At 60.2% G+C, this 25,318-nt stretch carries 28 protein-coding genes and 1 tRNA gene; 5 read left to right on the top strand and 24 right to left on the bottom strand.

Features of this window, described 5'->3' with window-relative positions; all coding sequences use genetic code 11:
- Positions 1 to 13 precede the first annotated feature (13 nt).
- The 9 genes from AC07OT_RS24875 to AC07OT_RS24835 all read right to left on the bottom strand — a co-directional run bounded on the left by AC07OT_RS24875 (position 14) and on the right by AC07OT_RS24835 (position 8,751).
- Positions 14 to 301 carry an STAS domain-containing protein gene (locus AC07OT_RS24875; RefSeq protein WP_115489150.1) on the bottom strand — a complete coding sequence of 96 codons (288 nt, stop codon included), beginning with the start codon at positions 299 to 301 and terminating at the stop codon, positions 14 to 16.
- A gap of 22 nt (positions 302 to 323) precedes the next feature.
- A complete protein-coding gene (locus AC07OT_RS24870; protein ID WP_027607294.1) occupies positions 324 to 692 on the bottom strand; it encodes a response regulator in 369 nt (122 codons plus the stop codon).
- A gap of 9 nt (positions 693 to 701) precedes the next feature.
- Entirely contained in the window at positions 702 to 1,613 is a 912-nt protein-coding gene (locus AC07OT_RS24865; RefSeq protein ID WP_370671246.1) for a methyl-accepting chemotaxis protein, read from the bottom strand.
- A 1,214-nt stretch (positions 1,614 to 2,827) separates the two neighbouring features.
- Positions 2,828 to 4,570 carry an ABC transporter substrate-binding protein gene (locus tag AC07OT_RS24860; RefSeq protein ID WP_027607296.1) on the bottom strand — a complete coding sequence of 581 codons (1,743 nt, stop codon included), beginning with the start codon at positions 4,568 to 4,570 and terminating at the stop codon, positions 2,828 to 2,830.
- A gap of 32 nt (positions 4,571 to 4,602) precedes the next feature.
- A complete protein-coding gene (locus AC07OT_RS24855; protein WP_027607297.1) occupies positions 4,603 to 4,875 on the bottom strand; it encodes a DUF2160 domain-containing protein in 273 nt (90 codons plus the stop codon).
- 10 nt (positions 4,876 to 4,885) lie between these two features.
- Entirely contained in the window at positions 4,886 to 5,686 is an 801-nt protein-coding gene (locus AC07OT_RS24850; protein WP_003174634.1) for a carbohydrate ABC transporter permease, read from the bottom strand.
- Positions 5,687 to 5,696: 10 nt separating this feature from the next.
- Positions 5,697 to 6,563, bottom strand: a complete 867-nt coding sequence (locus tag AC07OT_RS24845; RefSeq protein ID WP_025858174.1) for a carbohydrate ABC transporter permease — start codon at positions 6,561 to 6,563, stop codon at positions 5,697 to 5,699.
- Entirely contained in the window at positions 6,560 to 7,657 is a 1,098-nt protein-coding gene (locus tag AC07OT_RS24840; protein WP_141155355.1) for an ABC transporter ATP-binding protein, read from the bottom strand. Before AC07OT_RS24840 ends, AC07OT_RS24845 begins: the two co-directional genes overlap by 4 nt.
- The gene (locus AC07OT_RS24835) at positions 7,657 to 8,751 is read right to left on the bottom strand and encodes an ABC transporter ATP-binding protein (RefSeq protein WP_027607299.1); all 1,095 of its coding nucleotides are present in this window, start codon (positions 8,749 to 8,751) and stop codon (positions 7,657 to 7,659) included. Before AC07OT_RS24835 ends, AC07OT_RS24840 begins: the two co-directional genes overlap by 1 nt.
- Before the next feature lie 262 nt (positions 8,752 to 9,013).
- Here AC07OT_RS24835 and AC07OT_RS24830 point away from each other — a divergent pair, with 262 nt between their 5' ends.
- Positions 9,014 to 10,831, top strand: coding sequence for a sigma-54-dependent Fis family transcriptional regulator (locus AC07OT_RS24830; RefSeq protein ID WP_141155356.1), 1,818 nt, complete (start codon positions 9,014 to 9,016; stop codon positions 10,829 to 10,831).
- Here AC07OT_RS24830 and AC07OT_RS24825 read toward each other — a convergent pair.
- The 3 genes from AC07OT_RS24825 to AC07OT_RS24815 all read right to left on the bottom strand — a co-directional run bounded on the left by AC07OT_RS24825 (position 10,828) and on the right by AC07OT_RS24815 (position 14,649).
- The gene (locus tag AC07OT_RS24825; RefSeq protein WP_495109289.1) at positions 10,828 to 11,760 is read right to left on the bottom strand and encodes a FecR family protein; all 933 of its coding nucleotides are present in this window, start codon (positions 11,758 to 11,760) and stop codon (positions 10,828 to 10,830) included. The two genes, AC07OT_RS24830 and AC07OT_RS24825, sit on opposite strands and share 4 nt — an antisense overlap.
- Positions 11,757 to 12,299, bottom strand: coding sequence for a sigma-70 family RNA polymerase sigma factor (locus AC07OT_RS24820; protein WP_495109288.1), 543 nt, complete (start codon positions 12,297 to 12,299; stop codon positions 11,757 to 11,759). The genes AC07OT_RS24825 and AC07OT_RS24820 overlap by 4 nt, the downstream gene beginning before the upstream one ends.
- Before the next feature lie 232 nt (positions 12,300 to 12,531).
- Complete coding sequence (locus AC07OT_RS24815; RefSeq protein ID WP_495109287.1) at positions 12,532 to 14,649, bottom strand: TonB-dependent receptor family protein; 2,118 nt, start codon at positions 14,647 to 14,649, stop codon at positions 12,532 to 12,534.
- Positions 14,650 to 14,889: 240 nt separating this feature from the next.
- On the opposite strand from AC07OT_RS24815, the gene AC07OT_RS24810 reads away from it, so the two are divergent.
- The 3 genes from AC07OT_RS24810 (at position 14,890) to AC07OT_RS24800 (ending at position 16,250) form a co-directional block, all read left to right on the top strand.
- Positions 14,890 to 15,048: a hypothetical protein gene (locus AC07OT_RS24810; RefSeq protein ID WP_162844266.1), complete on the top strand. Its 159-nt coding sequence runs from the start codon at positions 14,890 to 14,892 to the stop codon at positions 15,046 to 15,048.
- Positions 15,049 to 15,052: 4 nt separating this feature from the next.
- Complete coding sequence (locus AC07OT_RS24805; protein WP_495102844.1) at positions 15,053 to 15,679, top strand: helix-turn-helix domain-containing protein; 627 nt, start codon at positions 15,053 to 15,055, stop codon at positions 15,677 to 15,679.
- A gap of 64 nt (positions 15,680 to 15,743) precedes the next feature.
- Positions 15,744 to 16,250 carry a hypothetical protein gene (locus tag AC07OT_RS24800; protein ID WP_065941793.1) on the top strand — a complete coding sequence of 169 codons (507 nt, stop codon included), beginning with the start codon at positions 15,744 to 15,746 and terminating at the stop codon, positions 16,248 to 16,250.
- Positions 16,251 to 16,503: 253 nt separating this feature from the next.
- On the opposite strand, the gene AC07OT_RS24795 is transcribed toward AC07OT_RS24800, so the two are convergent.
- The 8 genes from AC07OT_RS24795 to AC07OT_RS24760 form a co-directional block, all read right to left on the bottom strand.
- The gene (locus AC07OT_RS24795) at positions 16,504 to 16,773 is read right to left on the bottom strand and encodes a hypothetical protein (RefSeq protein ID WP_495109286.1); all 270 of its coding nucleotides are present in this window, start codon (positions 16,771 to 16,773) and stop codon (positions 16,504 to 16,506) included.
- A 166-nt stretch (positions 16,774 to 16,939) separates the two neighbouring features.
- Positions 16,940 to 17,416, bottom strand: a complete 477-nt coding sequence (locus AC07OT_RS24790; RefSeq protein WP_065941791.1) for a GAF domain-containing protein — start codon at positions 17,414 to 17,416, stop codon at positions 16,940 to 16,942.
- A gap of 79 nt (positions 17,417 to 17,495) precedes the next feature.
- A complete protein-coding gene (locus AC07OT_RS24785) occupies positions 17,496 to 18,245 on the bottom strand; it encodes a hypothetical protein (RefSeq protein WP_495109285.1) in 750 nt (249 codons plus the stop codon).
- A 501-nt stretch (positions 18,246 to 18,746) separates the two neighbouring features.
- A complete protein-coding gene (locus AC07OT_RS24780) occupies positions 18,747 to 19,379 on the bottom strand; it encodes a hypothetical protein (RefSeq protein ID WP_495109284.1) in 633 nt (210 codons plus the stop codon).
- Positions 19,380 to 19,480: 101 nt separating this feature from the next.
- Entirely contained in the window at positions 19,481 to 19,765 is a 285-nt protein-coding gene (locus tag AC07OT_RS24775; protein WP_495109283.1) for a hypothetical protein, read from the bottom strand.
- Between the two features lie 30 nt (positions 19,766 to 19,795).
- The gene (locus AC07OT_RS24770; RefSeq protein ID WP_495109282.1) at positions 19,796 to 20,692 is read right to left on the bottom strand and encodes a hypothetical protein; all 897 of its coding nucleotides are present in this window, start codon (positions 20,690 to 20,692) and stop codon (positions 19,796 to 19,798) included.
- Positions 20,693 to 21,033: 341 nt separating this feature from the next.
- Complete coding sequence (locus AC07OT_RS24765; RefSeq protein ID WP_495109281.1) at positions 21,034 to 21,597, bottom strand: YuaE family lipoprotein; 564 nt, start codon at positions 21,595 to 21,597, stop codon at positions 21,034 to 21,036.
- A 295-nt stretch (positions 21,598 to 21,892) separates the two neighbouring features.
- Positions 21,893 to 21,983: transfer RNA gene (locus AC07OT_RS24760), tRNA-Ser, on the bottom strand.
- Between the two features lie 152 nt (positions 21,984 to 22,135).
- Between AC07OT_RS24760 and AC07OT_RS24755 the strand changes: the two genes are divergently transcribed.
- Positions 22,136 to 22,807 carry a Bax inhibitor-1/YccA family protein gene (locus AC07OT_RS24755; protein WP_115488832.1) on the top strand — a complete coding sequence of 224 codons (672 nt, stop codon included), beginning with the start codon at positions 22,136 to 22,138 and terminating at the stop codon, positions 22,805 to 22,807.
- Positions 22,808 to 22,870: 63 nt separating this feature from the next.
- Here AC07OT_RS24755 and murB read toward each other — a convergent pair whose 3' ends face one another.
- From murB to AC07OT_RS24735, 4 genes are read right to left on the bottom strand one after another with little or no spacing between them, the layout of a single operon-like run.
- A complete protein-coding gene (murB, locus tag AC07OT_RS24750; RefSeq protein ID WP_495109280.1) occupies positions 22,871 to 23,890 on the bottom strand; it encodes a UDP-N-acetylmuramate dehydrogenase in 1,020 nt (339 codons plus the stop codon).
- Positions 23,887 to 24,351, bottom strand: coding sequence for a low molecular weight protein-tyrosine-phosphatase (locus AC07OT_RS24745; RefSeq protein WP_495109279.1), 465 nt, complete (start codon positions 24,349 to 24,351; stop codon positions 23,887 to 23,889). Before AC07OT_RS24745 ends, murB begins: the two co-directional genes overlap by 4 nt.
- Positions 24,351 to 25,115: a 3-deoxy-manno-octulosonate cytidylyltransferase gene (gene kdsB, locus AC07OT_RS24740; protein WP_065927093.1), complete on the bottom strand. Its 765-nt coding sequence runs from the start codon at positions 25,113 to 25,115 to the stop codon at positions 24,351 to 24,353. Before kdsB ends, AC07OT_RS24745 begins: the two co-directional genes overlap by 1 nt.
- Entirely contained in the window at positions 25,112 to 25,297 is a 186-nt protein-coding gene (locus tag AC07OT_RS24735) for a Trm112 family protein (protein WP_003174668.1), read from the bottom strand. Before AC07OT_RS24735 ends, kdsB begins: the two co-directional genes overlap by 4 nt.
- Between the last annotated feature and the right edge of the window lie 21 nt (positions 25,298 to 25,318).

The following is a 25,318-nucleotide window of genomic DNA, read 5'->3' as shown; positions in this document are numbered from 1 at the left end:
TGGGAAGCGCTGGCTATGAGGCCGCGCTGCGACACAGTTGAAGCGTCTGCGTGACCGCCTGGCTCTGGCCGGTCACGCTCAAGGCTATGCCGGCATTACCGGCCTCACGCCGGATGACCGCGAGCAACTGCAAGCCGGCGCCATCCATTTCCGTGACCTCAGACAGATCCAGCTCCAGGCGAGGTGCCGCGCCCATCTGCGGCAGCAGCGCCGCCGCCAGCTCCGCTACGGTGTAGATCGTAAGCTCGCCGTCAATGCGCACGTGGGCCGTGTCGTCGAGTGTTTCAGTGGTAATCGGCATGGGAGCCTCCCTGGCGCCGGGGTCAAGGCAGAATCAGTTTAGACACAGCTGCCAACATCTGCGCAGGCTGGAACGGCTTGACCACCCAAGCCTTGGCGCCGGCGGCCTGGCCCTCGGCCTTCTTCGATTCCTGGGACTCGGTGGTGAGCATGATGATCGGGGTGAACTTGTAGTTGGCCAGCTTCTTGACCTCCTTGACGAAGGTGATGCCGTCCATGTTGGGCATGTTCACGTCGCTGATGATCAGGTGCACTTTCTGCCCGGTCAGCTTGCCCAGGGCATCCTTGCCGTCGCTGGCCTCGATGACGTCGTAACCGGCGCTTTTCAAGGCTATGCCGACCACTTGCCGCACGCTGCTGGAGTCGTCGACCACTAATACACTCTTCGCCATGATGTACTCCTAAAAGAAGGTGATGTCTTGAGAATTCTGCTGCACGGCCGCCTCTCCATGATGGAGGCGCCGTTGCTCGTCGGTGGCATAGGTGGCTTCCATGCGCGCCAGCCATTGGCGGGCGTCGACGGCCACCGGCTGGTCCGGGGCCTGGCTGGCCTGCAGGAGGTGCTCATGCAGAGCGTGCATGTTGTCGCGCACGTGGCTGAGGATCTGGCTGACCCGGTCCTGGAATTGCAGGTTGACCAGCACTTCGGTCATCTCATCCCGGATGCCGTAGCTTTCCTGCTTGAGCAGGTCGGCGGACTCGGCCAGGCGCCCGGTGATGTTCTGGAAGCGTTCGAGCACCACTTGAATACTGTTTTCGGACTCGGCCACCGAATGGCTGTCCTGGTCGGCACTGCTGGACGCGGCCTGGACCAATTGCGTAATGGCGTTGTTGATGATGTCGACCTTGGCCGACATCTGCTGGCCGGTTTCACTGGATTTGCTCGACAGGCTGCGCACCGCGTCGGCCACCACCGCAAAACCGCGCCCGGCCTCACCGGCACGCGCCGCCTCGATGGCGGCGTTGAGGGCCAGCAGGTTGGTTTGCGCGGCGATCGCCGCCACATCGGCGGCCATGGTCCGCAGTTCGCCGGTGTAGGCGGTCAGGCTGCGGACCTGGGCCAGGGTCTGGTCACGGCTGGTTTGGGTGGCCTTGAGCGAATTGATCACCTGGCTCAGCTCGCTGTCACTGCGTGCCAGCACCTCAAGCGCACCGTCGGCGGCCTGCCCGTCCAGTTCGCCGGCCGCGTGCTGCGAGGCTTGTACCGTCTCCTGCAAGCGTGCGGCGATCCCGGTGAAACGGTTGGCCAGGCTCACGATCGCTTCTTCGGTCTGATGGCGCGAGCTTTCCACCTGCTTGGCCCAGATGGGCATGGCGCCCAGCAATACCTCGTCGAGCTGGGCACGAGAGGCCATGCCGTCGTGCGCCGCGTGCGCATCTGACTGTTCCGCCTGTGCAAGCGCTTGCTGCATTGCGTTGCGCTGCGAACTCGCGCTCCAGGCACAGGCACCGAGGCCGATCAGCACCAGTACCGTGCAAGCCAGCAGATTGGCCGGCGAGGTTGATTGCACAAGTATCCACAACACGGCGGGCACGACCGGGATCAAAGCGAACCAGCGAAAACGTGGATAAACGGGGAGAGGCAGGCGGCTGGATTGGCGCTGGGGCATGAGTTCGATCCTTGAACGTTGTTGCGGATGTAAGTGACATAGTTGTTATCTGCGCTGTAACTCGCAACTTGAGGTGACTTGAGTGCCTTCCGTCTGGTTTATGACCGCAGGGTGACAGGCCGGGCAATTCTGGGTCCTTGTTCCTGAAGGATCAGCGGTGGTTTACCGAACAGGGGTTTGTCGCAAGCGCTGGCTAGCGAGTCTGTCTTTCAGGCTGAAAAATCTCTTTGTGGTGAGGGCGGTTGGTTCCGTGGCGGCCTTCGGGCCGACCATGTCGTTGGGTTTGACCGAGTACATATCCGTTGCTGCGGTCACGGCTGCCTACGGTTCCGCCCTTACGGCGGGTCACTTTGGAAAAGCCCCAAAGTAACCAATGGGCTCTTGCCCCACCACTCGGTACCTCGCCTAGGCTCGGTATGCCCGAACGAAGGCTGAGGTCTGCCTGCTGGATGGAGATCCAAATGTGGGAGGGGGCTTGCCCCCGATGAGGGAGTGTCAGTTGATGGATTTGGTACTGACCCACTGCAATCGGGGGCAAGCCCCCTCCCACATTTTTTACCGAGTACACCAGACCCAACTCCGGTCGGCTCTAAGGCCGCCTCGCTTTGGCGTTTGATCTCAAATCGCCCCGTCAAACACGCTGGCCGAACGCAGGCTTTGGAGCGTGGGCACACCGAGCCTAGGCGAGGTGCCGAGTGTTGGTGCTGTACGGGCGGAACTCTAAGCCGCCGTTACCGCAGCAACGGATATGTACTCGGTCAACTCCAACGACATGGTCGGCCCGAAGGCCGCCACGAAAGTAAGCTGCCCATACTCAGGATTGCCTGACCACCGCGCGTCACAGAGCTGCGCCTTCATGTTTGCACCAAAACAAAACGGCACCTGGGTGCCGTCTTGTGGTTCACGCCCGGACACGTTTACTTACGCGCTGCCTCCCACTGCTTGAGCAGGTCGCCATAGGCCACGGTCTCGCCTTTCGGTTTCTCATTGGCCAGTTTCGGTTTCGGCGCGCCCGGCTGGTCGAACCAGTATTGCGCGTCACGCTCGGGGTTCATTTTCGGGCCGCACACCGGTTGCACCTTGGAGCGCTCCAGGCGCGTCATGATCGCGTCCTGCTCCTTGGCCAGGTTGTCGAGGGCCTGTTGCGGGGTTTTCTCGCCGCTGGCGGCGGCGGCGATGTTGCTCCACCACAGTTGCGCCAGGCGTGGGTAGTCCGGCACGTTGGTGCCGGTCGGGGTCCACTCGACCCGTGCCGGGCTGCGGTAGAACTCCACCAGGCCACCGAGTTTTGGCGCCATGTCGGTCATGGCCTGGGAGTTGATGTCGGACTCACGAATCGGCGTCAAGCCGACGATGGTTTTCTTCAGGGACACGGTTTTCGAGGTCACGAACTGCGCGTAGAGCCAGGCCGCGAGTTTCTGCTTCTCCGGCGTCGACTTGAGGAAGGTCCAGGAACCTACGTCCTGGTACCCCTTCTTCATGCCCTTTTCCCAATACGGCCCGACCGGCGACGGCGCCATGCGCCATTTCGGCGTGCCGTCGGCATTCACCACCGGCAGGCCCGGCTTGGTCATGTCGGCGGTAAACGCGGTGTACCAGAAGATCTGCTGGGCGATGTTGCCCTGGGACGGCACCGGGCCGGATTCGGAGAAGGTCATGCCCGCCGCTTCCGGGGGGGCGTAGGCTTTCATCCAGTCTACGTATTTCTGCGTGGCGAATACCGCCGCCGGGCCGTTGGTGTCGCCGCCACGGGTGACGCTGGAGCCTACCGGGTGGCAGTCCTCCACGCGGATGCCCCACTCGTCCACCGGCAAACCGTTGGGCAGGCCCTTGTCGCCACCACCGGCCATGGAGAACCAGGCGTCGGTGAAGCGCCAGCCCAGGGACGGGTCTTTCTTGCCGTAATCCATGTGCCCATAGATACGCTTGCCGTCGATTTCCTTGACGTCTTCGCTGAAGAATTTGGCGATGTCTTCATAGGCCGACCAGTTCACCGGCACGCCGAGGTCATAGCCGTATTTTTCCTTGAACTTGGCTTTCAGCTCCGGCCGCTCGAACCAGTCGGCGCGGAACCAGTAGAGGTTGGCGAATTGCTGGTCGGGCAGCTGGTAGATCTTGCCGTCCGGAGCGGTGGTGAAGGAAATGCCGATAAAGTCCTTGATATCCAGGGTGGGCGAGGTGAAGGCCTTGCCTTCGTTGGCCATCAGGTCGGTGATGGATTCGGTCTTGCCATAGCGAAAGTGCGTACCGATCAAATCGGAATCGTTGACCCAGCCGTCATAGATATTCTTGTCGGACTGCATCTGGGTTTGCAGTTTCTCCACCACGTCGCCTTCCTGCAGCAGGTCGTGGGTCAGCTTGATGCCGGTGATTTCGCTGAAGGCCTTGGCCAGCACCTTGGATTCGTACTCGTGGGTGGTGAGGGTTTCCGACACCACGTTGATTTTCATCCCGCGGAACGGTTCGGCGGCCTTGATAAACCACTTCAACTCCTCAAGCTGCTGGTCGGCCGTGAGAGTCGACGGCTTGAACTCGCTGCCGATCCATTTCTTCGCCGCATCTTCATACGCATCAGCCCAGGCCGAAGCGCTCAAACCGCTGAGGGCCAGTACGGCGGCCAATGAAATGCTATGTCGCAGCTTATTGTTCTTATTCAACATAGAGACCTCCTGGTTGTTTATTCATAAGGGCACTAGCCCCAACGCATCACACTCAACAGCCATACCAGGGAGAGCGCGGACGCTACCCAGATGCTCCAGTCGGTAACGCCGATCACCAGCAAATGCAGGTAGGCGCTGCCGAGAAGACCGATAAACAAGCGATCACCACGGGTGGTGCTGATCGGCAGGACGCCGCGCCGCGGGATGCTCGGCGAGCGCAGCTCCCAGGTGGTCATGCCCGCCAGAATCAGGGCAATGCCGCCAAAGAACAGTGCAGTGGGGGTGGTCCAGGCCATCCATTCCATCATCGACTCCTCAGACCCGGCCCAGGGCAAAGCCCTTGGCCACGTGGTTGCGAACAAACCAGATCACCAGCATGCCGGGCAGGATGGTCAACACCCCCGCCGCTGCCAGCACGCCCCAATCGATACCCGAGGCCGACACCGTACGGGTCATCACTGCGGCGATGGGCTTGGCGTTGACCGAGGTCAGGGTGCGCGCCAGCAGCAGCTCGACCCAGGAAAACATGAAGCAGAAAAACGCGGTCACACCGATGCCGGAGCCGATCAACGGGATAAAAATCTTCACGAAGAACTTGGGAAAACTATAGCCGTCGATGTAGGCGGTTTCGTCGATTTCCTTCGGCACCCCCGACATGAAGCCCTCCAGGATCCACACCGCCAGCGGTACGTTGAACAGGCAGTGGGCCAAGGCCACGGCGATGTGCGTGTCGAACAGGCCGATGGACGAATACAGCTGGAAAAACGGCAGCAGGAACACCGCCGGTGGCGCCATGCGGTTGGTCAGCAACCAGAAGAACAGGTGCTTGTCACCCAGGAAGCGGTAGCGCGAGAAGGCATAGGCTGCCGGCAACGCCACGCTCAGGGAAATCACCGTATTCAGGCTCACGTAGTACAGCGAGTTGAGGTAACCGGTGTACCAGCTCGGGTCGGTGAAGATCACCTTGTAGTTGGCCAGGGTGAAATCCTGCGGAAACAGGGTCAGCCCGCCGAGGATTTCGGTGTTGCTCTTGAAGGACATGTTCAGCAGCCAGTAGATCGGCACCAGCAGGAACAGGATGTAGATCAGCAGCGGAATAACCTTGCGCTTGCTCATGTTGGCGGCCTCAGCGGTTGGCGTCGGAGTGGGTCATGGCGGTGTAGAACAGCCAGGACACCAACAGGATGATCAGGAAGTACACCAGGGAAAACGCCGCCGCCGGGCCCAGGTCGAATTGGCCTACGGCCATCTGGGTCAGCGTCTGACTGAGGAACGTCGTGGCATTACCCGGCCCGCCGCCCGTGAGGACGAAGGGCTCGGTGTAGATCATGAAACTGTCCATGAAGCGCAGCATCACCGCGATCAGCAGCACGCTTTTCATCTTCGGCAACTGGATATGCCGGAACACCGCCCACGCCGAGGCCCGATCGATACGTGCGGCCTGGTAGTACACATCCGGGATCGCCCGCAACCCGGAGTAGCACAGCAGCGCCACCAGTGAGGTCCAGTGCCACACGTCCATCACCAGCACGGTGACCCAGGCGTCCATGGTGTTGGCCGCGTAGTTGTAGCTGATGCCCAGGGCGTTGAGGCTGTAGCCCAGCAGGCCGATATCGGCGCGGCCGAAGATCTGCCAGATGGTGCCCACCACGTTCCACGGAATCAGCAGCGGAATGGCGAGGATGATCAGCACCAGCGACGACCAGCGGCCCTTGGTCGGCATGGTCAGGGCGATGGCGATGCCCAGGGGAATTTCGATCAGCAGCACGCAGGCCGAATAGATGAACTGGCGCAGCAGCGAGTCATGCAGGCGCGGGTCGAGCAGCACCTGCTTGTACCAGTCGGCGCCGACAAAGTAGCGGCTGGACTGGTCGAAGATGTCCTGCACCGAATAGTTGACCACCGTCATCATCGGGATCACCGCACTGAATGCCACCAGCAGGAACACCGGTAACACCAGCCACCAGGCCTTGTTGTTCTGCACCTTGTTCATGGCTGCACCTCCAGCAGGTAGTCGTCGGCATACACCATCAGCCACTGCGCGGGAAAGCTGATGGACGCCCTGCCCTCGGGCACCGGTTTGTCTTCGGCCAGGCGCACCTTGAGGGTGGCGCCGTCAAGGTTGAGGGTCATGATCTTGTAGGTGCCGAGGTCTTCGAGGTGAGTGACATCGGCTTGCAGGGCGTCAGGGTTGTACTCGTCCCACACGTGAATGAATTCCGGGCGGATCCCCACCTGCAGCGTCTTGTAGTCGCTGCCGGCAATGCGTTGCTGCAAAGCCTCGGACAACGGCAGAACCGTGCTGGCAAAGCGCACACCGCCGGCCTCGGCCTGCACTTCGATCAGATTCATCCCAGGGCTACCGATGAAATAGCCGACAAAGGTGTGGCTGGGCCGCTCGAACAACTCACGGGGCGTGCCGAACTGCACGATCTGCCCGCCGTACATCACCGCGATCTTGTCGGCGAAGGTCGAGGCCTCAAGCTGGTCATGGGTGACGTAGACCATGGTGATATTGAACTGCTCATGGATCTGCTTGAGCTTGCGCCGCAGCTTCCACTTGAGGTGCGGGTCGATCACCGTCAGCGGTTCGTCAAAGAGGATGGCCGACACGTCATCCCGCACCAGGCCACGGCCCATGGAGACTTTCTGTTTTTCATCGGCGGTGAGGTTGCGGGCTTTTTTGCTCAGCAGGTTTTGCAGGTCGAGGACTTCGGCAATTTCCTGCACTTTGCTGTGAATTTTCGCCTCGGCCATGCCCTGGTTTCGCAGGGGAAAGGCCAGGTTATCGAACACGGTCATGGTGTCGTACACCACCGGGAACTGGAACACCTGGGCGATGTTGCGTTTTTCCGGGGTGAGGTCATTGACCACTCGGGTATCGAACAGCACCTGCCCTTCGGACGGGCTGAGCAGGCCGGAGATGATGTTGAGCAACGTCGACTTGCCGCAGCCCGACGGCCCGAGCAAGGCGTAGGCACCGCCCTGCTCCCACACGTGATTCATTGCCCGGATGGCGTAGTCCTCAGGGCCGCTAGGCGTGGGACTGTAGCTGTGCGCCAGGTTCTGCAAATGGATCTCGGCCATCAGGCAACCCTCGCGACGCGGCGCCCGGGGGCCTGGACCAAACGGCCCTGGCCATCGAACACAAACAGTTTATGGGTGGGGATGTACACGCGGATCGGCGCGTCGACGTCGTACTCATGCACCCCCGGCAGGTGCAGCACCAGCAGGAAGTGCTCGCTGCGCACATGCAGGAAGGTTTCCGAACCGCTGATTTCGGCGACTTCCACGGTCACCGCCAGCTCGAGGTCGTCGTCGTTGCTCGGCACCAGGCTGATATGGCTGGGGCGCACACCAAAGCGGAATTCGCCTTCGCCGATGGGACGCAGGTCGACGTTCAGCGGGAAGTGCACGAAATTGGCGAAGCTCACCTCGTTACCGCTGATACGCCCCGGCATCAGGTTGATCGGCGGCTCGGAAAACAGCTCGGCGGCCAACACGGTCTGTGGCTGGTGATACACCTCGGCGGCCTTGCCGCTCTGGATCACCCGGCCTTCGTGAAGAATGGTGGTAGTGCCACCCAGGGCCAGGGCCTCGTTGGGCTCGGTGGTGGCGTAGATGGCAATGGTGTGCCGCGCCTTGAACAGCTCGCGCATTTCCTGACGCAGCTCTTCGCGCAGTTTGTAGTCCAGGTTCACCAGCGGCTCGTCGAACAGGATCAGTTCGGCATCTTTCACCAACGCGCGGGCCATGGCCGTGCGTTGCTGCTGGCCACCGGACAACTCCAGCGGGTGACGTTGCAGGAATTTCTCGATGCGCAGCATCCGCGCGGTTTCCAGCACCTTGCTCTGGATCAGCTCGTTAGACACACCGGCCTGGCGCAACGGCGAGGCGATGTTTTCGAACACGGTCATGGTCGGGTAGTTGATGAACTGCTGATACACCATCGACACGTTGCGCAGGCGCACCGGTTTGTGGGTGACATCCACGCCGTTCATCAGGATGCGCCCGCTGTCGGGCTTGTCCAGGCCCGCCATCAGGCGCATCAGGCTGGTCTTGCCGGACAGGGTGCGGCCCAGCAGGACGTTGAAGGAGCCGGCTTCGAAGCGCAGGTTGGCGTCGTCGATCCAGGTTTGGCCTTCGACGACGCGGGAGACATGTTCCAGGGTCAATGACATGACACGACCTTTTTATTATTGGAATGAATCTGGCCAGTCGTCAGAGCGAGTTTCATGCCAAAAACGGCAGGTGCTTGATCCGCAAGGAAATGGGTGAAACGGGATGTTCAGGAGCGAACAGAAATGAACAGGTCTGGCTGAACAACTGAACAATCCGGGGGTTGACAATGAACAGTTATGAACAACACTCTTTGAACCCGATTGACTTCGTTGCATCCGTTGATTGTGCAAGACCCCAAAACAATAAAAAGAAGGTCGCCCCATGGCCGAACCCCTGGCTCACGACACCCTTATCCAGGAATCCTGGCGCCGTTGCCGCGCCTTCGGCCTGGACCACCAGAGCACGCCCAGCTTCGATCAACTGCCCGCCGAGGGCATCAGCCAATTGCTGGAAAGCCAGCATTCCCTGGTGCAGACCACGCACCAGGAAGTCCTGCCCTACTACGAAAACATCCTGAGCAATTCCAACTGCCTGATCATGCTGGCCGACAACCAGGGCCAGGTATTGACCAGTTGGGGCACCCAGCGCTTTATCGAGCCCAAGCTGGCCCGGGGGTTCAGCGCCGGGGCCAGCTGGATGGAGCGTTCCAGCGGCACCAATGCCATCGGCACTGCACTGGCCTGCGCCCAGGCGGTGCATATCGAACATGACGAACACTTCCTCAAGGCCAACCGCTTCATGACCGGCTCGGCAGCGCCGATCTTCGATGCCCAGCGCGAAATCATCGCGGTGCTGGATGTCTCCAGTGACAGCTACCTGCCGCCCTCCCACACCCTGGGCATGGTCAAGATGATGAGCCAGACCGTGGAAAACCGGCTGATCCTCAACCTGTTTCGCGGCGAACACTTCCAGCTGACCTTCAACACCGGCCTGAGCAACCTCGACAGCCAATGGGCGGGCCTGCTGATCTTTGATGAGAGCGGCCAGGTGCTTTCGGCCAACCGCCGGGCAGACAACCTGCTGGGCATCAGTTTGTCGCGGGTGATGATCGACAGTTTGTTCAAGGTGTCGCTGCTGGAGTTGCTCAATCAGCCGGAGGGCCTGCCCTTTTCGCTGCAGGCGGCGGGACGCAATCGCTTCCAGTGCCTGCTGAAGCGGCCGAAGCAGATGCCGGTGCAGGCCCGCGTGTTCAGCGAGCCCGTTGCGCCAAAGCCCGCCGCGATTGGCCTGAAGACCTTGCACTTTGGTGATGTGCGCGTGGAAAAAGCCGTGCGCCAGGCCGAGCGCCTACTGGAGAAGGACATCCCGCTGCTGATCCACGGGGAAACCGGGGTGGGCAAGGAAGTCTTCGTCAAGGCCCTGCACCAGGCCAGTTCCCGCAGCCAGCAGGCGTTTATCGCGGTGAACTGTGCGGCGATTCCCGCCGAGCTGGTGGAATCGGAACTGTTCGGCTACGAAAAAGGCGCGTTCACCGGCGCCAACCAGAAAGGCAGCATCGGCCTGATCCGCAAGGCCGACAAGGGCACGCTGTTCCTCGATGAAATCGGCGATATGCCGCTGCCGACGCAAGCGCGCCTGTTGCGGGTATTGCAGGAGCGTTGCGTGCAACCGGTGGGCAGCAGCGAGTTGTTCCCGGTGGATTTGCGCATCATCTCGGCCACTAACCGAGCCTTGCGCGAGCAGGTCCAGGCCGGGCGCTTTCGCGAGGACTTGTACTACCGCATCGGCGGCCTGACCCTTGAATTGCCGCCATTACGCGAGCGCAGCGACAAACGGGCGCTGTTCCAGCAACTGTGGCAGCAATACCGGGAGCCAAGCCAGTGGGCCGGGCTCAGCGCCGAGGTGCTGGCGCTGTTCGAACAGCACCCGTGGCCCGGCAACCTGCGTCAGGTGAGCAGCGTGTTGCAGGTGGCGCTGGCGATGGCCGAGGAACAGCCGATCCGTCCGGAGCATCTGCCGGACGATTTTTTTGTCGATTTGAACCTGACGGCGCCACTGCCCGCCAGTGAACACCTGGATGCCAGCATCGACCTGACCCAGCGCTTGAAGGCCGCCGGCGGGAATATTTCCCACCTGGCGCGGGAGCTGGGCGTGAGCCGCAACACCCTGTACAAGCGCCTGCGCCAGAACGAACGCTAGCGCGGCTTGACCACCACCAGCAAGTCGGTGAAGTACTCCACCTGGATCGGCAGGTTATCCGCCAACGTCGACAGCGCCGCCGCCGTGTCATCCAGCTTGAACACCCCCGTCACCCGCAGGTTCTGCAGGGCCTGGGGGTCGAAGCGCAGCAGGCCGTGGCGGTAGCTGGCCAGGGTTTGCAGCACTTCGCTCAAGGGTTGGTCGTTGACCTTGAGCAGGCCACGGGTCCAGGCGTCCGGGTCGGTGTCGTCGGTGGCCCGGGGCGGTTGGGCGCGACCATGGTCGAGGATCGAACGCTGGCCGGCAGTGACCTTGACCCCTTCGCTGCTGTCCCCTTTGACCGCCACGGTGGACTCGATCACCGTCACCACCGTCGTGCCGTCTGGCGCGCGCTTGACCAAATAACGCGTGCCCAGTGCCGTCGCCGTGCCTTGGTCGGTGCGCACCACGAAGGGCCGTTGCGCATCCTTGGCCACGTCGACCCAGAGTTCGCCTTGCAGCAGTTCGATCACCCGTTGGTGGCCGTCGAATTTCACGTCCACCGCCGAGTTGCTGTTGAGTTGCAACTGGCTGCCGTCTTCAAGGGCGATCTGGCGCCGCTCACCCACGCCGGTGCGCTGGTCGGCCATCCACACCGGCAGGTGCGTAAGGCCCAGCCAGCCGCAGAGTAATACGCCGAGCACGCCCATCGCCTGGGCACCGCGCGCGCGACGCGGGGCAAACGCGCGGTTCAGGGCCAGGCGTGCGGGTTGTGCAGGCAAGGTATCGAGGCTGTCCCACAGTGAGCGCATGCGCTCGATGGCGACGGCGTGACGAGGGTCGGCCTGGCACCAGGCGTTGAAGGCGTGGCGCTCGGCGTCGCTGACCTCTTCGTCGTGCAGGCGGGTCAGCCAATTCGCGGCTTGCTGGATGATCTGTTCGGAGTTCATGCCAGCGGGTCTGCCGCGTGCAAGCTGTGGTAGCAGTGCACCAGGGCGCTGGAGATGTAGTTTTTGACGGTACTGGGGGACACCTCCAGGCGCGTGGCGATTTCGCTGTAGGTCAGCCCGTCGAGGCGACTCAACAGGAAGGCTTCGCGAGACTTGGCGGGCAAGCCGGCAAGCATTTCGGCGATGCGTTCCAGGGCTTGCAGGGCCACATGGATCGCGGCCGGGTCGGGCATGCCGGCATCCTCGCTCTGGATCACCAGGGCTTCCATGTAGGCTTTTTCAATGCGTCGACGCCGGGCGCCATCGATCAGCAAACGCCCCGCCGTGGTGGCCAGGAAGGCCCGGGGTTCCTGGATATTTTGCGGCTCGGCCAGCATCAGCACACGGATGAAGGCATCGTGGGCCAGGTCGGCGGCGTGCTGGGAACATCCCAGTTTTCTGCGCAGCCAGCCCTGCAACCAGCCGTGGTGCTCGCAGTACATCGCCGTAAGGGTCTGCTGACGCACTGAATCGCCCAGCGCGGCCGGAATGTCATGCATGCGCAAAAGAGTCTCAAATGGGAAGAGTTACCAATTGCGCAAACAATGCCAGTAAAACGATAGTGGGGCAAGGGGCGCACAAGCGCTGAAAGCACCATGAATCAACTGTGGGAGGGGGCTTGCTCCCGATAGAGGGTGGGTCAGTCAGCTTATCTGTCGCTGATACACCGCTATCGGGGGCAAGCCCCCTCCCACAGTTTGATCTCCATGCAGCAGGTAACTGTGTGTCCTCTTAGCGCCAGCTCCATGAGACACCGGTGTAGATTCCGCGGCCGTCGGCCGGGGTTGAGCGTGCGACATCCAGGCCCTTGTCGTCGTAGCCCGGCGTGACGGTGTTGGCGTAGCGACGGTTGGTAAGGTTGCGCAGGTCGACCCAGGCTTGCCAGTCCTGCTTGGGTGCGTCGTAGCCGAAGGTCGCGCCCAGAAGGGTGTAGGACGCGGCGTAATAGGAATTGGCGTAATCCACCGCCACCCGCGAGGAATGCTCGGTATTGAGGCTGGTGTAGAAGCCCGTCGGGTGGCTGTAGCGCAGTTGCGCCTGATAGTAGTGCTGGGGGATGCCCGGCAAGCGGTTGCCGCCGAAACGGTCGTCGTCGCGGTAGTGGAAGTCGCTGAAGGTATAGGCCTGGCGCAGGTCGAGCTTACCGCTGCGGCCACCGTCCCACAGCGGGCTGAGCAGGCCCAGTTCCACGCCCTGGTGCACCGTGGGGCTGGCGTTGGATTCGGCGACGATGGCATTGCTGGTCGAGGTCTGGGCCTGGGTTTCCACGGTAAGCAGTTCGTGGCGCACTTCGGAGCGGTACAGCGCCAGGTCCCACTGGCCGAGCCATGCTTCGCCACGGCCACCGATTTCCAGGGTGGTGGCAGTCTGGTTTTTCAGGCTGACGCCTTCGCGCTGTAATCCAGTGGCCGGGCCGCTTCCCGCTGGAAAGTATTTGTTGGAACCCCAGATCATCGACCACGCATGCGGCGGCTCGACCGAGCGGCTCAAGTTGCCGTACACCTGCAATTGCGGGGTGAAGTCATAGCGCAGGCCGATGCGCGGTGCGTAGTCCCAGTCATGCTGGCTGAGCGGTGCCTGGCCTTCGGGATAGGTGACCTGGGTCTCACGGCGGGTGTAGATCGCGGCCAGGCCGGTGGTCAGCCACAGGTCCTGGGCCAGTTCCAGGTCGTTACCGATATGCAGCACGGTGTCGGAGCCCAGGTAGCTGTAGTCGCGGGTCTTGGTGCCGGGGGCGTAGGTTGCGGTGTTGCCGGCCGGCGTGCGCACGTATTCCGATGCGCCGTTGTTGGGCATCGCCTGGGTGGTGCGCAGGCCGAGGGTGGTTTTGCTGTCGTGGCCGAACAGCGTGTCCTGGCGGATGTAATTCAGGGTGCTGCTGATATCGGTGTAGGCCACCTTGAGACGGTTGGTGCCTTCGCGCAGGTCCATCGGGTAATCGTGATAGGCCAGCCCGACTTCCAGGCGCGAATTGTCGTCCAACTGCAAGGTGGTCTTGTTGGCGATCCAGGTGGAACCCGGTTGCAGGCGCTTGGAATCGCGGGCAGCGTTGAGACTGTTGGCGGCGCGCGGGTCGTGGCTGATCTGGGCGCGGGTGAGTTTGCCGGGGGTGTCGTTGGTGGTTTCGCGGTAGCGGAAATAGAAACGGGTTTCCAGGTCCGGGTTGAAGCGGTAGCCGAAGTTGGCGGCCACGCCCTTGCCGGTGGCGGCGCTCTGGCGCTGGTAGCCGTCGGATTCCGAGTCGGTGAGGCTGATGTAGTAGTCGGCATCCCCCAGCACCTGGCCCGAACTGATCTCGCGCTGGGCATAGCCACGGCTGCCGGCTTCGTAGCGCACTTGCAGCTTGGGCGCATCGTAGCCGGTATGGGTCACGTAGTTGACCGCGCCGCCCAGGGCCAACGCGCCTTGATCAAAACCGTTGGCGCCGCGCAATACCTCGACGCGGCTTTGCCACAATGGGTCCTTGAGTTCATATGGGGTGCCGCCGGGGCCGGTCAGCGGCAAGCCATCGAACATTTCGTACAGCCCTGAAGCATGGGCGCCTGGGCTGCGGTTCAGGCCCGAACCGCGAATGGACAGCTTCACCCCTTCGTTATTCGCCGCCTTGGCATACACACCCGGCTGATACTTGAACACGTCTTCGTTGGTGCTCACCCGCCCCTGCTGCACGCTGCTCATGTCGATGTAATTGGTGGCGCCGGGCACGCTCTTGAGCTGCGCCTGGGCCACTTCGCCAGCGCCGGCCTCGGGCGTGGTGACTTCGACCGGTGCCAATTGCAGGTCTTCGGCGTGCACCAGCGAGCTAAAGGTCAGGGCGGCGAACAGGAACGGAGGTGGGCGCAGCAGCATGGGCGGATCCTTGGAATTCGGGGGCGTGAAAGGCTGGGCCGTCACGCGAACAGTGATGGGAAGACAACGATGCCCGCCAAGTCACGCCTTAATAACGGACCAGACGCTTCCCACAACAGCGTCGGACCGGATTTATTTTTTAAGTCCAAAATCGAATTAATACATGCAAACTCAGTATTTAAAGAAATAACCAGTACCCATTACTGTGGAGCCATCGAGTCACCTACGAGATCGCCTCCCATGCCTGCATCCGCCACCGTCATCGACTTTACCCTCCACCGCAAACGCCGCCAGGCACGTGCAGCGGCCGAGTTGATGTGGGCGATGTACGCGGCGCGCGCAGGGTTGGCGGTGTTTACCACCCACGCCGCAACGCCCAGCGATACACGCCGGGCGTAGGCCTATGAATTTCCTGCATGTGATTCCCGAACCGCCCGAACCGCTGCCCAAGCCCAGCACCGATGACGATGTGATCAGCTTGTGCGTGGCGCATAACCTGCAACGCCTGCGCAGCAAACGGCACTTGTCACTGGACGCCCTGGCACGCGCCTGCGGCGTGAGCCGGGCAATGCTGGCGCAGATCGAATCCGGGCGCAGCGTGCCGTCGATCAAGGTGTTGTGCAAAATTGCCAAGGGCTTGAAGGTGTCGGTGGCGGCGTTCCTGGAAGATCGCGCGTTCGAAGGGGTGGAAGTGTTGCCCGCGCAGCAGAGCAAGCGCCTGGTGAGTGCCGATGGCGCGTTTATCAGCCGCGCATTGTTTCCCTACGATACGGCACGCCAGTCCGAATTCTACGAGATTCGCCTGCGGGCACTCGGCGAGGAAGTGTCCCAGGGCCACGGCCCGGGCATCCAGGAAAACCTGGTGGTGGCCCAAGGCGTACTGGAAGTCAGCGTCAATGACGAGCGCTACCTGCTGTCCACCGGCGATTCAATCCTGTTCTACGCCGACCAGCCCCACCGCTACCGCAACCCGGCGGACAGCGAAGCCGTGGCGTTCCTGGTGATCACCTACCCCGAGCGGCTGGATTAATCACGGCAAAAAAAACGCCCCGACTTATCGGGGCGTTTTTTCATCGCGCGGGACCTGTCAGCAGGTGCAGCACATCATCGGCATGCCGTTGCAGCTCATCATCATGGGCATGGCGCAGTCGTTCATCATTTTGTTCATGAGCATGCAGCAGTTGTTCATCATGTCCATGCTCATGCCCGGCATCGGCATCATTTTGCACATCATGCCGTCGGCCATCATGGTGCATTCCATGACGCACTTCATCATCGGCATGGGCATGCCCATCATCGGCATCATGTTCATGCCGGTCATCATGGCCATGGCGTCAGCCGACATGCACATCATCGACAGGTTGGCGCACTGCATCATCATTGGCATGCCGCAGTTCATCATCATCGCCATCATTTCGGCATTGGTCTTGAACTGGGCCATGTCCATGCCGGCTGCCGGCTTCATGGTGCACATCATGGCGTCAGCGGCCATTTCGCATTTCATGGTTGCCATCATCATTGGCATGCCCATCATCGGCATCATTGGCATGGAGGTGTTCATCGGCATCTGCATTGCATTCATCATGTTCGAAACTCCGTAATCGACAGGAAATGGCTAGGTTCTGGCGCCGATTCTAGAGAGGCCGGAGGGCTGCGCAAGACGCCGGCAGAGCAGCAGGAATGGATGCTCCCGGGGACGCTTGGTCGAACAAGACAGCTGCAACAGGTGCGATGACAATGAATCGGACGCTATTGCGTTACTTGCATCCGTTCCCTGGCGTGAATGGACGTCATGGATATTCGATTGAGGAATCTCGTCCAATCTTAAGGAAATAAACGATCTAACGGATGCCCCTAGCCGTCGGGCTTCTCCAGCGACTGCATCAATTCATCGGCCTCGGACCCCGGTGGCAACCTGAACCCATGCATTTCATCAGCGGCAAGAATTTCATCCAGGGCGGTGAGCAACTGCGCTTCTGTCGGCGAGTCCCGCAGCAGTTTATGCGCGGGGAGCAACAACTCGGAGGGAACACCCTGAACGCTGGCAGCGTCGATCACAGCGAAGAGGATAAAGCGCAGGCGTATTTCGCGGTCCGTCGGCCAAGCCGTTTTTCGCTTACCCAAGGTAGGGCCTCGTTTTTTCAGAAAAATCCGAGGCTATTGTGCACAGACAGGTGTTTCAAGCATCGGGATGCAAGATAGGCAAATTCCTACAGCAGAAAGAGAAACAGCACTCCCCAAGGCCACATTCAACGCTTAAAAGGCTTGCCGCGGGCAAAATAAGCTCGGCTCATGCCCGGCTGCGTTGCAACTCCAAGGTGGTGCCGATAAGCCGCGTAAATATGCTCAGGATTTCGAACATCTGTGGGTTCTCAAGCTGCTTGGGCAACACATCCAGGGCGCACAAAGTGCCGAAGACGGTGCCATCCGAAAACACAATGGGCAACGAGATATAACTCTCAAACCCATGGGCCTTGGGCAACGGATGCTCCCAGAACACCGGATCCTTGCTGGCGTGCTCGATGATGATCGACTTGCGATTGGCGCGTGCCTGGTTACATAGGGTGGCTTCGACCCGCAACTCGTCGCCCACCTCCAGCCCGAAATGCAACTCATCGTGCACGGCACAGGCCACCCAGTGACTCTCGGTCATCTTGGAAATGGCGGAAAACCGCATTCCAGTCAAACGCGTGGTGAGTCGCAAAATGTTGGACGTGGTTTCAATCTCCGTAATGGCGTCCAACTCTTCAACCGTTAGATGTTTGATAACACTCTCCTCAAGTCACAGGCGTCATCATTGCATCGGCCATCGGTGGTACGGCTTAACTCACTGCCGACGAAATGCATTACTGCACGGGCAGGAAATTCATCAGCAACAGGCTTTGTGCATAGTTAAGCCCAATACGGCGGTAGCGCTCGTCGAGCATCTGGGTCAACAGGTCAAGGCGCGCAACAATCTTGCCGAACTCGACGGCGAAACTCAGGTTGCTGCCCTCCTCCGAGATCTCGTTGGAAAACAGGAGCAGGACGCCATTTGCATCCTGGCGCTTGCTGAGCAACCAGGTGGCCTTCTCGATATTGCGCGCGGCGTTGCTGACGAACTGCGGGTTGATCGAGTCGGTAATGTAGAACTCGGTACGCCCACCGTGGGCGGTCACGATCATGCTGCTGATGGCATAGATAAACGCCCCGACCCGATCACCCTGAAACTCGGGGCTCAACGAGTAACTCAGCGCCGCCAGGTCGCGACGCTCCCCGAGGGCAGGCAATGAGCGGCGCTGCTCAATGGCCAGGCGGATCTCCCGCGCAGCGCTCACCGCATCCGGATAACCCGACTGGCGCCACTGGTTGGGGTTGCGCAGGTAGAGCTTGTTCATGAGCAAATACAGGCTTTGCAAGTTGTCGCGCATGCCCAGGGTTGCCATGCGATCGACACTGGTCTGGAAGAATTCATCGGGTTTGCCGTTACTGAACTGCTTGGCGATGTCGCGTCCCTGCTGCTGGGTACAGCCACTGGCGCAGAGCATTAACACCACGGCCAGCCACAGTGGCCGACGCACTTGTCGAGTCTTGAATAAAAGTAACGTGCGAGCCATCGGCACCCGATCTGGTTCTTTTGCCCGCGCGGGAAATCGGCAGGGCTGGGACAAAGATAGATTGGAGAAATGAAAAAAAGTGCGATGGGCTGGGCAGATAGTTGTAAGCAGAGCATGCCGGGCGCTGAATCGGCCCAATCGTGAAAGATTCGTTTCAGGGCCTATACTCAATGGAACAGTTGCGAGTGTTGTTGGCGATCCAGGGAGGATCTACATCGCGTACGGCACTTCTCCCCCGCAGCTGTACAGGAGGGTCGCACAGATGAAACATCCCATTCGAGCTCAGATTTTTGTCCAGGTGATTTGCCTGCTATCGGTGGCTCAGCTTTTCTGCTGAGCCATGGGTCACTGCCTTTAAGATCAGCTGCGAGTGTGGCTGGGGCAGTTTTCGCCCTGTATTTGGGCCCATCAACTTAAATGCCATTGCTGCCGCAGTAGCGTTCGCGCGGGTTTCAAGCGCGGACGGCCCGACACTACGCGTCTGGTATTAACGCGAATGTTTCATTTATCCAGATTCACCAGCTCGTGCATCCGCGCCCCTATCATTCCCCGCAACCATTCAGCGTGGAACGCCATTTCGTCCAGAGAGATACCCTCACCCAACTGATATTCGAAAACCTTGTCCTTGGGTCCCTGACCCACGAGGTGGAAATGCCCATAGCGATCAAACCGGGCGAGGACATAGGGGCAGACGTAAATGATGTTGCTGAATGGCACGCGCACTTCGTAGGGCCCGCGGCCACGACGGATAACCGTGAGGCTAAGCAGTTGCTGGTTTTCATCGAACGTAAAGGCCTCCACATGAGGCGTAGAGGCCATCCAGGCAAACATCGCACCGATGAGCACTGCGGTACCGAGCATGAACAGGATGAGCGTTGACGTCGTAAAACTCGATTCAGCGCTGGCCGGCGCGCCCTGCAGCGCTCCGAGCCCAGCCAGGAGCGACATCACCAGCCCGTAGCCCGGCAACAGCATCAGTAGCGCAATGTAGAACCCCAGGATCCCCCGACCACTGCCGCCAACGCTCGGTAGATCAGGGCCGTAATACCAGGTGGGTGGGTGCGCGACAGGGTTTCCAGTGCTTGGCGCTCCAGGAAGCGTGGCGACGCGGTGAGGTGGGTCTTGACGGTTCATCCAGCAGGCTCCAGGGGTTACAGCGTTCAATAATGGGCGAAAAGCCAGGAACCTTCGCATTCCCCTCAAACCGTTAGTTGGACGCCCGCCTACGGGCAGCCTTACTTGAGCAGGGCAATCACCGCGCAGACAATCATGATCGCCAGCGCCGGCCACTGCATGGGCATGAAAAAGAAGTGATGGCGCACGCCATCTTCATGCACCTGCCGATTCAGGACAAAGCCCAGCACGGTGTTGATGGCCGAGCCAATCCCCACCCCCATCAACAGTTGCATCAGTGAGGTATTGCCGGGTTTGACGCTGGGGTCGGGCCACACCCCCATCAGCAACAACACCATGGCCACCGGTGTGAACAGCATCAGCCAGCCTGCGCCGCGATATATCATCGTTTAATACTCATCTTTGACGCTGCCGGCTCACGCCAGCTCGCGTTTTTGTTCTTCAGCCGCAAAAACGGCATCGAGGGTATTGAGGAACAGGTCATGGCTCAGGATGCCGGTGGCGATGGTCGACAACACGGGTTTGCCGCTCTCGTCCTTGATCACCACCTTTTCGGTCCAGGCGTTGAGGTCGACGGTACGCAACGACGACATCGGCACCTTGCGCCCCTGGTATTCGAGGAAATCCTGGCTCACCACAATCGGCGTCGTGGTGATTTTGAGGAAGTTGCCGCTGACGCGCTTGCTCCACACCTGCCCGGAGCTGATGCAATTGAACCTGACCGCCCCGCCCGCCCCCAGCGTCGCCAGCACCCCCGGCAGACGTGCACGTACGTGCAGCTCACGGACCAACTGCTGGAAATCGTGAAAGCCCTTGAGGCTCTCGATCACTCGATGAAACGGCTCCGTGGCATTACGACGGTAGGCCACGTTGGTGATCATGCCGGTCAGCACAGTTTGCCCGGAGCCAAACAGATACAAGTCATCAATCTCGGCAAAGGCGGTGTATTCACGCTGATCATTGATGATGCGCTCGATACCATGTTCATACACGTCGTAAAGCGGCGCACGCAGTTTCCTGTGCCAGGCGTAAGCGGCAAATACACCCAGCCCGAGAACCGCCAGCAAAGCGCTGGTGGCGTAAATCAAGGTATGGGGGCTGCTGAAGCTGAAGGCCATGCCACGGGACGTCTGGAGGCTGACCGGCCCCTCATTGCCCGGTGGCAGGATCGTGCCCAGATACAACACAAACCCGGCGAGACCTAACAACACAACGCCAAATATCAAACTGAAAATCAGAAAACCCTTGCCGTGACGGAAACTGGCGATCAGTTCGCCGGTGGCGGAAGGCGCTTGGGAAGGGGATGACTGCATAAATCTTGCGTCCTTGTAATGGGGTAGCGCGCACCGCGGTTTACGCGGAGCCGATTGAGCCGTGCCCCCACTGGGCAGGCTTGGCACGGCAGGTTGGAACATGGCCTATTAACATCGTTCCCTGTGCATAGGGGTTAATGCCAACGGGTTCACAACGTTCGCGACATTGGGGCCGGAAACACGAAAGCCCCGCTAAGGCGGGGCTTTCGTTTAAGTCCTGGCGGGAAACCACGCCTGGGACCCTCGTCATCTTTCGGACAATGCAGCGCTTGTTTCACCAGAGATGGAAGTCTTTTTCAGCGTTTCTCTAGCGGGCAAAAGACGTCCCCGGACGCGGAATATTATCGGGCTTGGCGAAGCACAAGCTCCGACAGACGGGTCTTAACTCGGAAGCAGAACTCACGAATTTGAAATTGATAAGCCGGCATAACCATGTAGTTTAAATCGGGACCCAATGAGTCTTTAATTTCCATGTATTTGGCAGTCTTGGCAGCAATGGCCTGGTATTGCGCCTCGTATTTATCGTAAGACGCTTTGTTGTAGACCTTTAAAACATCCAATTCTTTACGGCATTGCTCAGCGCGATTTTGGTTCAAGTTTGTTTCTGATTCTGACTGAGCCGCATCCGGAGAAGCTGCTTTCGGGGCGTCAGCACTGGCGTTCGCAGGTGCAGCCTCATATCGCACAGTCCATTTTTCTGGTGTCGAAGGTGCGACTTCAGGCGGTGCTTCCTGGACGACGGCAGGAGGTGGAGTCACATCAGGTTTTTCTGGAGTTTTCGTAGCGCATCCAGAGAGGGCAAGCCCTACCACTACAACGATGCCACACATTTTATCCATCGGTTCCACCAAGAGGTAATTACGGATGGCTGAGTCGTTAGGTTCTGGGTAAAAGTAATAACTCATTCAATGATCGAGTGTAATTTTTCTACCAGCCTCAAGGCGCTCAGCCTCTCTTCCTTGAGTGCGCAGATGAACGATAGTAGTAAAAAAACAAAAAGATGACGAGCAAAAGCTGACTGGAAAAAACACAAATTCAATGTCCCCGTTGAAGTGGTTTCAGTTCCGTGATTCCAGTCCCGGGCTGCATCGGCATCATCAGTATTGGCTGCACGAGTCTGCTACAGGGCACAGTAAGCAGAAGATCGCCAAACCCCAGAAACGCAAAAGCCCCGCAATCGCGGGGCTTTTGTTTGAATCTTGGCGGGAAACCAGGGATTCGAACCCTGGGAACGCTATTAACGTTCGCCGGTTTTCAAGACCGGTGCATTCAACCACTCTGCCAATTTCCCTTGTGCATCACAGGATTAGGATAGCCCATCCTGTCTCAGCGGGCGCCATAATACCCGAATGAAACACACTGTCAAACTCTCGCCATCGCTTGTTACAGAGCGTCTGTTATGATCTTTGCGACTGAACGTTTCAAAACCGAAGGAGTGTCGCCATGCGCGAACAGAATTACGCAGTGAATGGTAACGCGCAGGCTGAGCAGCTTGAAGTCAGCCGCGTGTTGCGCAACACCTATGGACTGCTCGCCCTTACCCTCGCATTCAGCGGCTTAATGGCGTTCGTGGCCCAGCAGATGCACGTCGGCTACCCGAATATCTTTGTCGTACTGATCGGTTTCTATGGCCTGTTCTTCCTGACCAACAAGCTGCGTGACTCGGCCTGGGGCCTGGTGTCGGCGTTTGCCTTGACCGGCTTCATGGGCTTTATCCTCGGCCCGATCCTCAACCGTTACCTCGGCATGGCCGGTGGTGCGGAAGTGGTCAGCTCGGCGTTTGCCATGACCGCCCTGGTGTTTGGTGGTCTGTCGGCCTACGTGCTGATCACCCGCAAGGACATGAGCTTCCTGGGTGGTTTCATCACCGCAGGCTTCTTCGTGTTGCTGGCGGCGGTGGTGGCGGGCATGTTCTTCCAGATCAGCGGCCTGCAACTGGCGATCAGCGCGGGTTTTGTGCTGTTCTCCTCCGTGTGCATCCTGTTCCAGACCAGCGCCATCATCCACGGCGGTGAGCGCAACTACATCATGGCGACCGTCAGCCTGTATGTGTCGATCTACAACCTGTTTATCAGCCTGTTGCAGATCTTCGGCATCATGAGCCGCGACGACTGATTTACTCGCTGCATAAAAAATGCCCCGTATCGACAGATGCGGGGCATTTTTGTTTTCACGGCATTAGTACTGGTTAGGTTCCATTTCCAGCTCGACCTTGAAACGCTGGGCGATATCCCGCTGGATACGCTGGGCCAGGTTGGCAATATCGTGCCCTGTGGCGCCGCCATAGTTGACCAACACCAGCGCCTGCAGGGCATGCACGCCGGCATCGCCGTCACGAAAGCCCTTCCAGCCGGCCTTGTCGATCAGCCAGCCAGCGGCCAGCTTCATCTGCCCATCCGCCTGCGGGTAAGCCACCAGGTCCGGATACTGCGCCTGTAACTCTTCAGCCAGAGCCTTGGACACCAGCGGGTTCTTGAAGAAGCTGCCGGCATTGCCCAGCACTGCCGGGTCGGGCAATTTTTCGCTACGGATACTGCAAATCGCGCGACTGACATCGCTCGGTGTCGCCTCGGTGATCCCCTGCCCTGCCAGGCGCTGCTGCACTGGGCCGTAGTCGAGCTTGAGGTGGCTGGCGCGACTCAGGGCAAAGCGTACCCGCAGGATCAGCCAGCGCCCGGTTTCATGCTTGAACAGGCTGTCGCGGTAGGCAAAGTTGCATTCTTCCAGGCTGAAATCGCGCAACTCGCCGGTCTGGCGATCGAGGGCGGTCAAGCCGGCAAAGACGTCCTTGATCTCCACGCCGTAGGCGCCGATGTTCTGCATGGGGGCAGCACCGACGGTGCCGGGGATCAGGCTGAGGTTTTCCAGGCCGCAGAAGCCCTGTTCCAGGGTCCACAGTACAAACGGGTGCCAGGCCTCGCCTGCTTCGGCTTCGACCACCACCTGCACACCATCATCCTGCAGCACCCGAATGCCCTGGGTGGCCATGCGCAACACCAAAGCAGGGATGTCCTGGGTCAGCAGCAAGTTGCTGCCACCGCCGATCACCAGCAAGGGCAACGCCTGGGTCGACGCATAGGCCAGCGCCTCGCGCACATCGGCGTCGCTGTGAGCTTCGGCGAAGAGTTGGGCACGCACATCAATGCCAAAGCTGTTGAATGGCTTGAGCGACACCTGCGCCAGCACTTGCAAGGTCATAACCGCCCCTTCAATTCGATCACCAATAAATCACACGCCTGCTCGATCAGGTCCAGGACCCGTTCGAAGCCTTGTTCGCCTTCGTAGTAGGGATCTGGCACCTCGTCCACTTCAGCGTCGTAGCGGCGCAGAAACAGGTCCAGCTCCGCCTTGCCCTGGCCGGGCTGCATGGCCTTTAGATTGCGCAGGTTGCTGTTGTCCATCGCCAGGATCAGGTCATAGCGCGCAAAATCGGCGCGGGAGACCTGCTGGGCACGCTGGTCCGACAAGTCATAACCGCGCACCAACGCCGCACGCTGGCTGCGTTGGTCCGGTGGGTTGCCGATATGCCAGTCGCCAGTGCCGGCGGACGCTACCTCGACCTGCCCCGCCAACCCGGCTTCGCGCAATTTATGGCGCAGTACGCCCTCGGCGGTGGGCGAGCGGCAGATATTGCCCAGGCAGACAAACAGAACCTCCATCAGGCCCCCAGCAGGCGACGGACGCGCTCAAGGTCTTCCGGGGTATCGACACCCGCAGGCGGTGCTTCCAGAGCATCGCCCACGTGGATGCGTACGCCGTGCCAAAGGGCTCGGAGTTGCTCCAGGGATTCGGTATTTTCCAACCAGCACGGCCCCCAGCTGACGAAGTCATGCAGAAAACCGGCACGGTAGGCGTAGATGCCGATATGGCGACGGTACGGCACCCCTTCCGGCAACAGGTCAGGGTTCCTGGCGAAGGCGTCACGCGCCCAGGGCAAGGTCGAACGGCTGAAAGTCAGCGCCAGGCCGTTGACATCACTGACCACCTTGACCACGTTCGGGTTGAACAGGGTGTCGATGTCTTCAATCGGCTCGGCCAGGGTCGCCATACGCGCTTCACCATGGGCGGCCAGGTTGGCGGCCACCTGGTCGATCACGCCCGGCGGGATCAACGGCTCGTCACCTTGCACATTGACGACGATGGCGTCGGGCGCCAGGCCCAACTGCGTGGCCACTTCGGCCAGGCGATCGGTGCCGGAGTTGTGATCTTCACGGGTCAGCACCGCTTCGGCGCCGAACCCTTTGCAGGCCTCGATAATGCGCGGGTCATCAGTGGCCACCACGACACGCTCAGCGCTGCTTTTGCAGGCCTGCTCCCACACCAGCTGGATCATCGGCTTGCTGCCGATCAGTTGCAGCGGCTTGCCCGGCAGGCGTGTCGAGGCGTAGCGGGAAGGAATGACAACGGTAAAGGCGGTGGTCATTTATCCAGGCGCTCGTCGGTGGTCAGGGTGCGGGCTTCGCTTTCCAGCATCACCGGGATGCCATCACGGATCGGGTACGCCAGGCCGGCGCCCTTGCTGATCAGCTCGGTTTTATCGGCGCTGAGCTTGAGCGGGCCTTTGCAGATCGGGCAAGCGAGGATGTCGAGTAGTTTGGTGTCCATGAGTGTTTCCTGGATAGCAGC

Source organism: Pseudomonas sp. GW821-FHT09C10 (genome assembly GCF_059418085.1).
The sequence above is the reverse complement of the archived record's forward strand: the minus strand, read 5'-3'. Positions and strand labels throughout refer to the sequence as shown.

Coding starts and splice junctions, on each gene's coding strand:
- AC07OT_RS24875 (WP_115489150.1), bottom strand. CDS start 301: ATGCCGATTACCACTGAAACACTCGACGACACGGCCCACGTGCGCATT.
- AC07OT_RS24870 (WP_027607294.1), bottom strand. CDS start 692: ATGGCGAAGAGTGTATTAGTGGTCGACGACTCCAGCAGCGTGCGGCAA.
- AC07OT_RS24865 (WP_370671246.1), bottom strand. CDS start 1,613: ATGCCCATCTGGGCCAAGCAGGTGGAAAGCTCGCGCCATCAGACCGAA.
- AC07OT_RS24860 (WP_027607296.1), bottom strand. CDS start 4,570: ATGTTGAATAAGAACAATAAGCTGCGACATAGCATTTCATTGGCCGCC.
- AC07OT_RS24855 (WP_027607297.1), bottom strand. CDS start 4,875: ATGGAATGGATGGCCTGGACCACCCCCACTGCACTGTTCTTTGGCGGC.
- AC07OT_RS24850 (WP_003174634.1), bottom strand. CDS start 5,686: ATGAGCAAGCGCAAGGTTATTCCGCTGCTGATCTACATCCTGTTCCTG.
- AC07OT_RS24845 (WP_025858174.1), bottom strand. CDS start 6,563: ATGAACAAGGTGCAGAACAACAAGGCCTGGTGGCTGGTGTTACCGGTG.
- AC07OT_RS24840 (WP_141155355.1), bottom strand. CDS start 7,657: ATGGCCGAGATCCATTTGCAGAACCTGGCGCACAGCTACAGTCCCACG.
- AC07OT_RS24835 (WP_027607299.1), bottom strand. CDS start 8,751: ATGTCATTGACCCTGGAACATGTCTCCCGCGTCGTCGAAGGCCAAACC.
- AC07OT_RS24830 (WP_141155356.1), top strand. CDS start 9,014: ATGGCCGAACCCCTGGCTCACGACACCCTTATCCAGGAATCCTGGCGC.
- AC07OT_RS24825 (WP_495109289.1), bottom strand. CDS start 11,760: ATGAACTCCGAACAGATCATCCAGCAAGCCGCGAATTGGCTGACCCGC.
- AC07OT_RS24820 (WP_495109288.1), bottom strand. CDS start 12,299: ATGCATGACATTCCGGCCGCGCTGGGCGATTCAGTGCGTCAGCAGACC.
- AC07OT_RS24815 (WP_495109287.1), bottom strand. CDS start 14,649: ATGCTGCTGCGCCCACCTCCGTTCCTGTTCGCCGCCCTGACCTTTAGC.
- AC07OT_RS24810 (WP_162844266.1), top strand. CDS start 14,890: ATGCCTGCATCCGCCACCGTCATCGACTTTACCCTCCACCGCAAACGC.
- AC07OT_RS24805 (WP_495102844.1), top strand. CDS start 15,053: ATGAATTTCCTGCATGTGATTCCCGAACCGCCCGAACCGCTGCCCAAG.
- AC07OT_RS24785 (WP_495109285.1), bottom strand. CDS start 18,245: ATGGCTCGCACGTTACTTTTATTCAAGACTCGACAAGTGCGTCGGCCA.
- AC07OT_RS24780 (WP_495109284.1), bottom strand. CDS start 19,379: ATGAACCGTCAAGACCCACCTCACCGCGTCGCCACGCTTCCTGGAGCG.
- AC07OT_RS24775 (WP_495109283.1), bottom strand. CDS start 19,765: ATGATATATCGCGGCGCAGGCTGGCTGATGCTGTTCACACCGGTGGCC.
- AC07OT_RS24770 (WP_495109282.1), bottom strand. CDS start 20,692: ATGCAGTCATCCCCTTCCCAAGCGCCTTCCGCCACCGGCGAACTGATC.
- AC07OT_RS24765 (WP_495109281.1), bottom strand. CDS start 21,597: ATGAGTTATTACTTTTACCCAGAACCTAACGACTCAGCCATCCGTAAT.
- AC07OT_RS24755 (WP_115488832.1), top strand. CDS start 22,136: ATGCGCGAACAGAATTACGCAGTGAATGGTAACGCGCAGGCTGAGCAG.
- murB (WP_495109280.1), bottom strand. CDS start 23,890: ATGACCTTGCAAGTGCTGGCGCAGGTGTCGCTCAAGCCATTCAACAGC.
- AC07OT_RS24745 (WP_495109279.1), bottom strand. CDS start 24,351: ATGGAGGTTCTGTTTGTCTGCCTGGGCAATATCTGCCGCTCGCCCACC.
- kdsB (WP_065927093.1), bottom strand. CDS start 25,115: ATGACCACCGCCTTTACCGTTGTCATTCCTTCCCGCTACGCCTCGACA.
- AC07OT_RS24735 (WP_003174668.1), bottom strand. CDS start 25,297: ATGGACACCAAACTACTCGACATCCTCGCTTGCCCGATCTGCAAAGGC.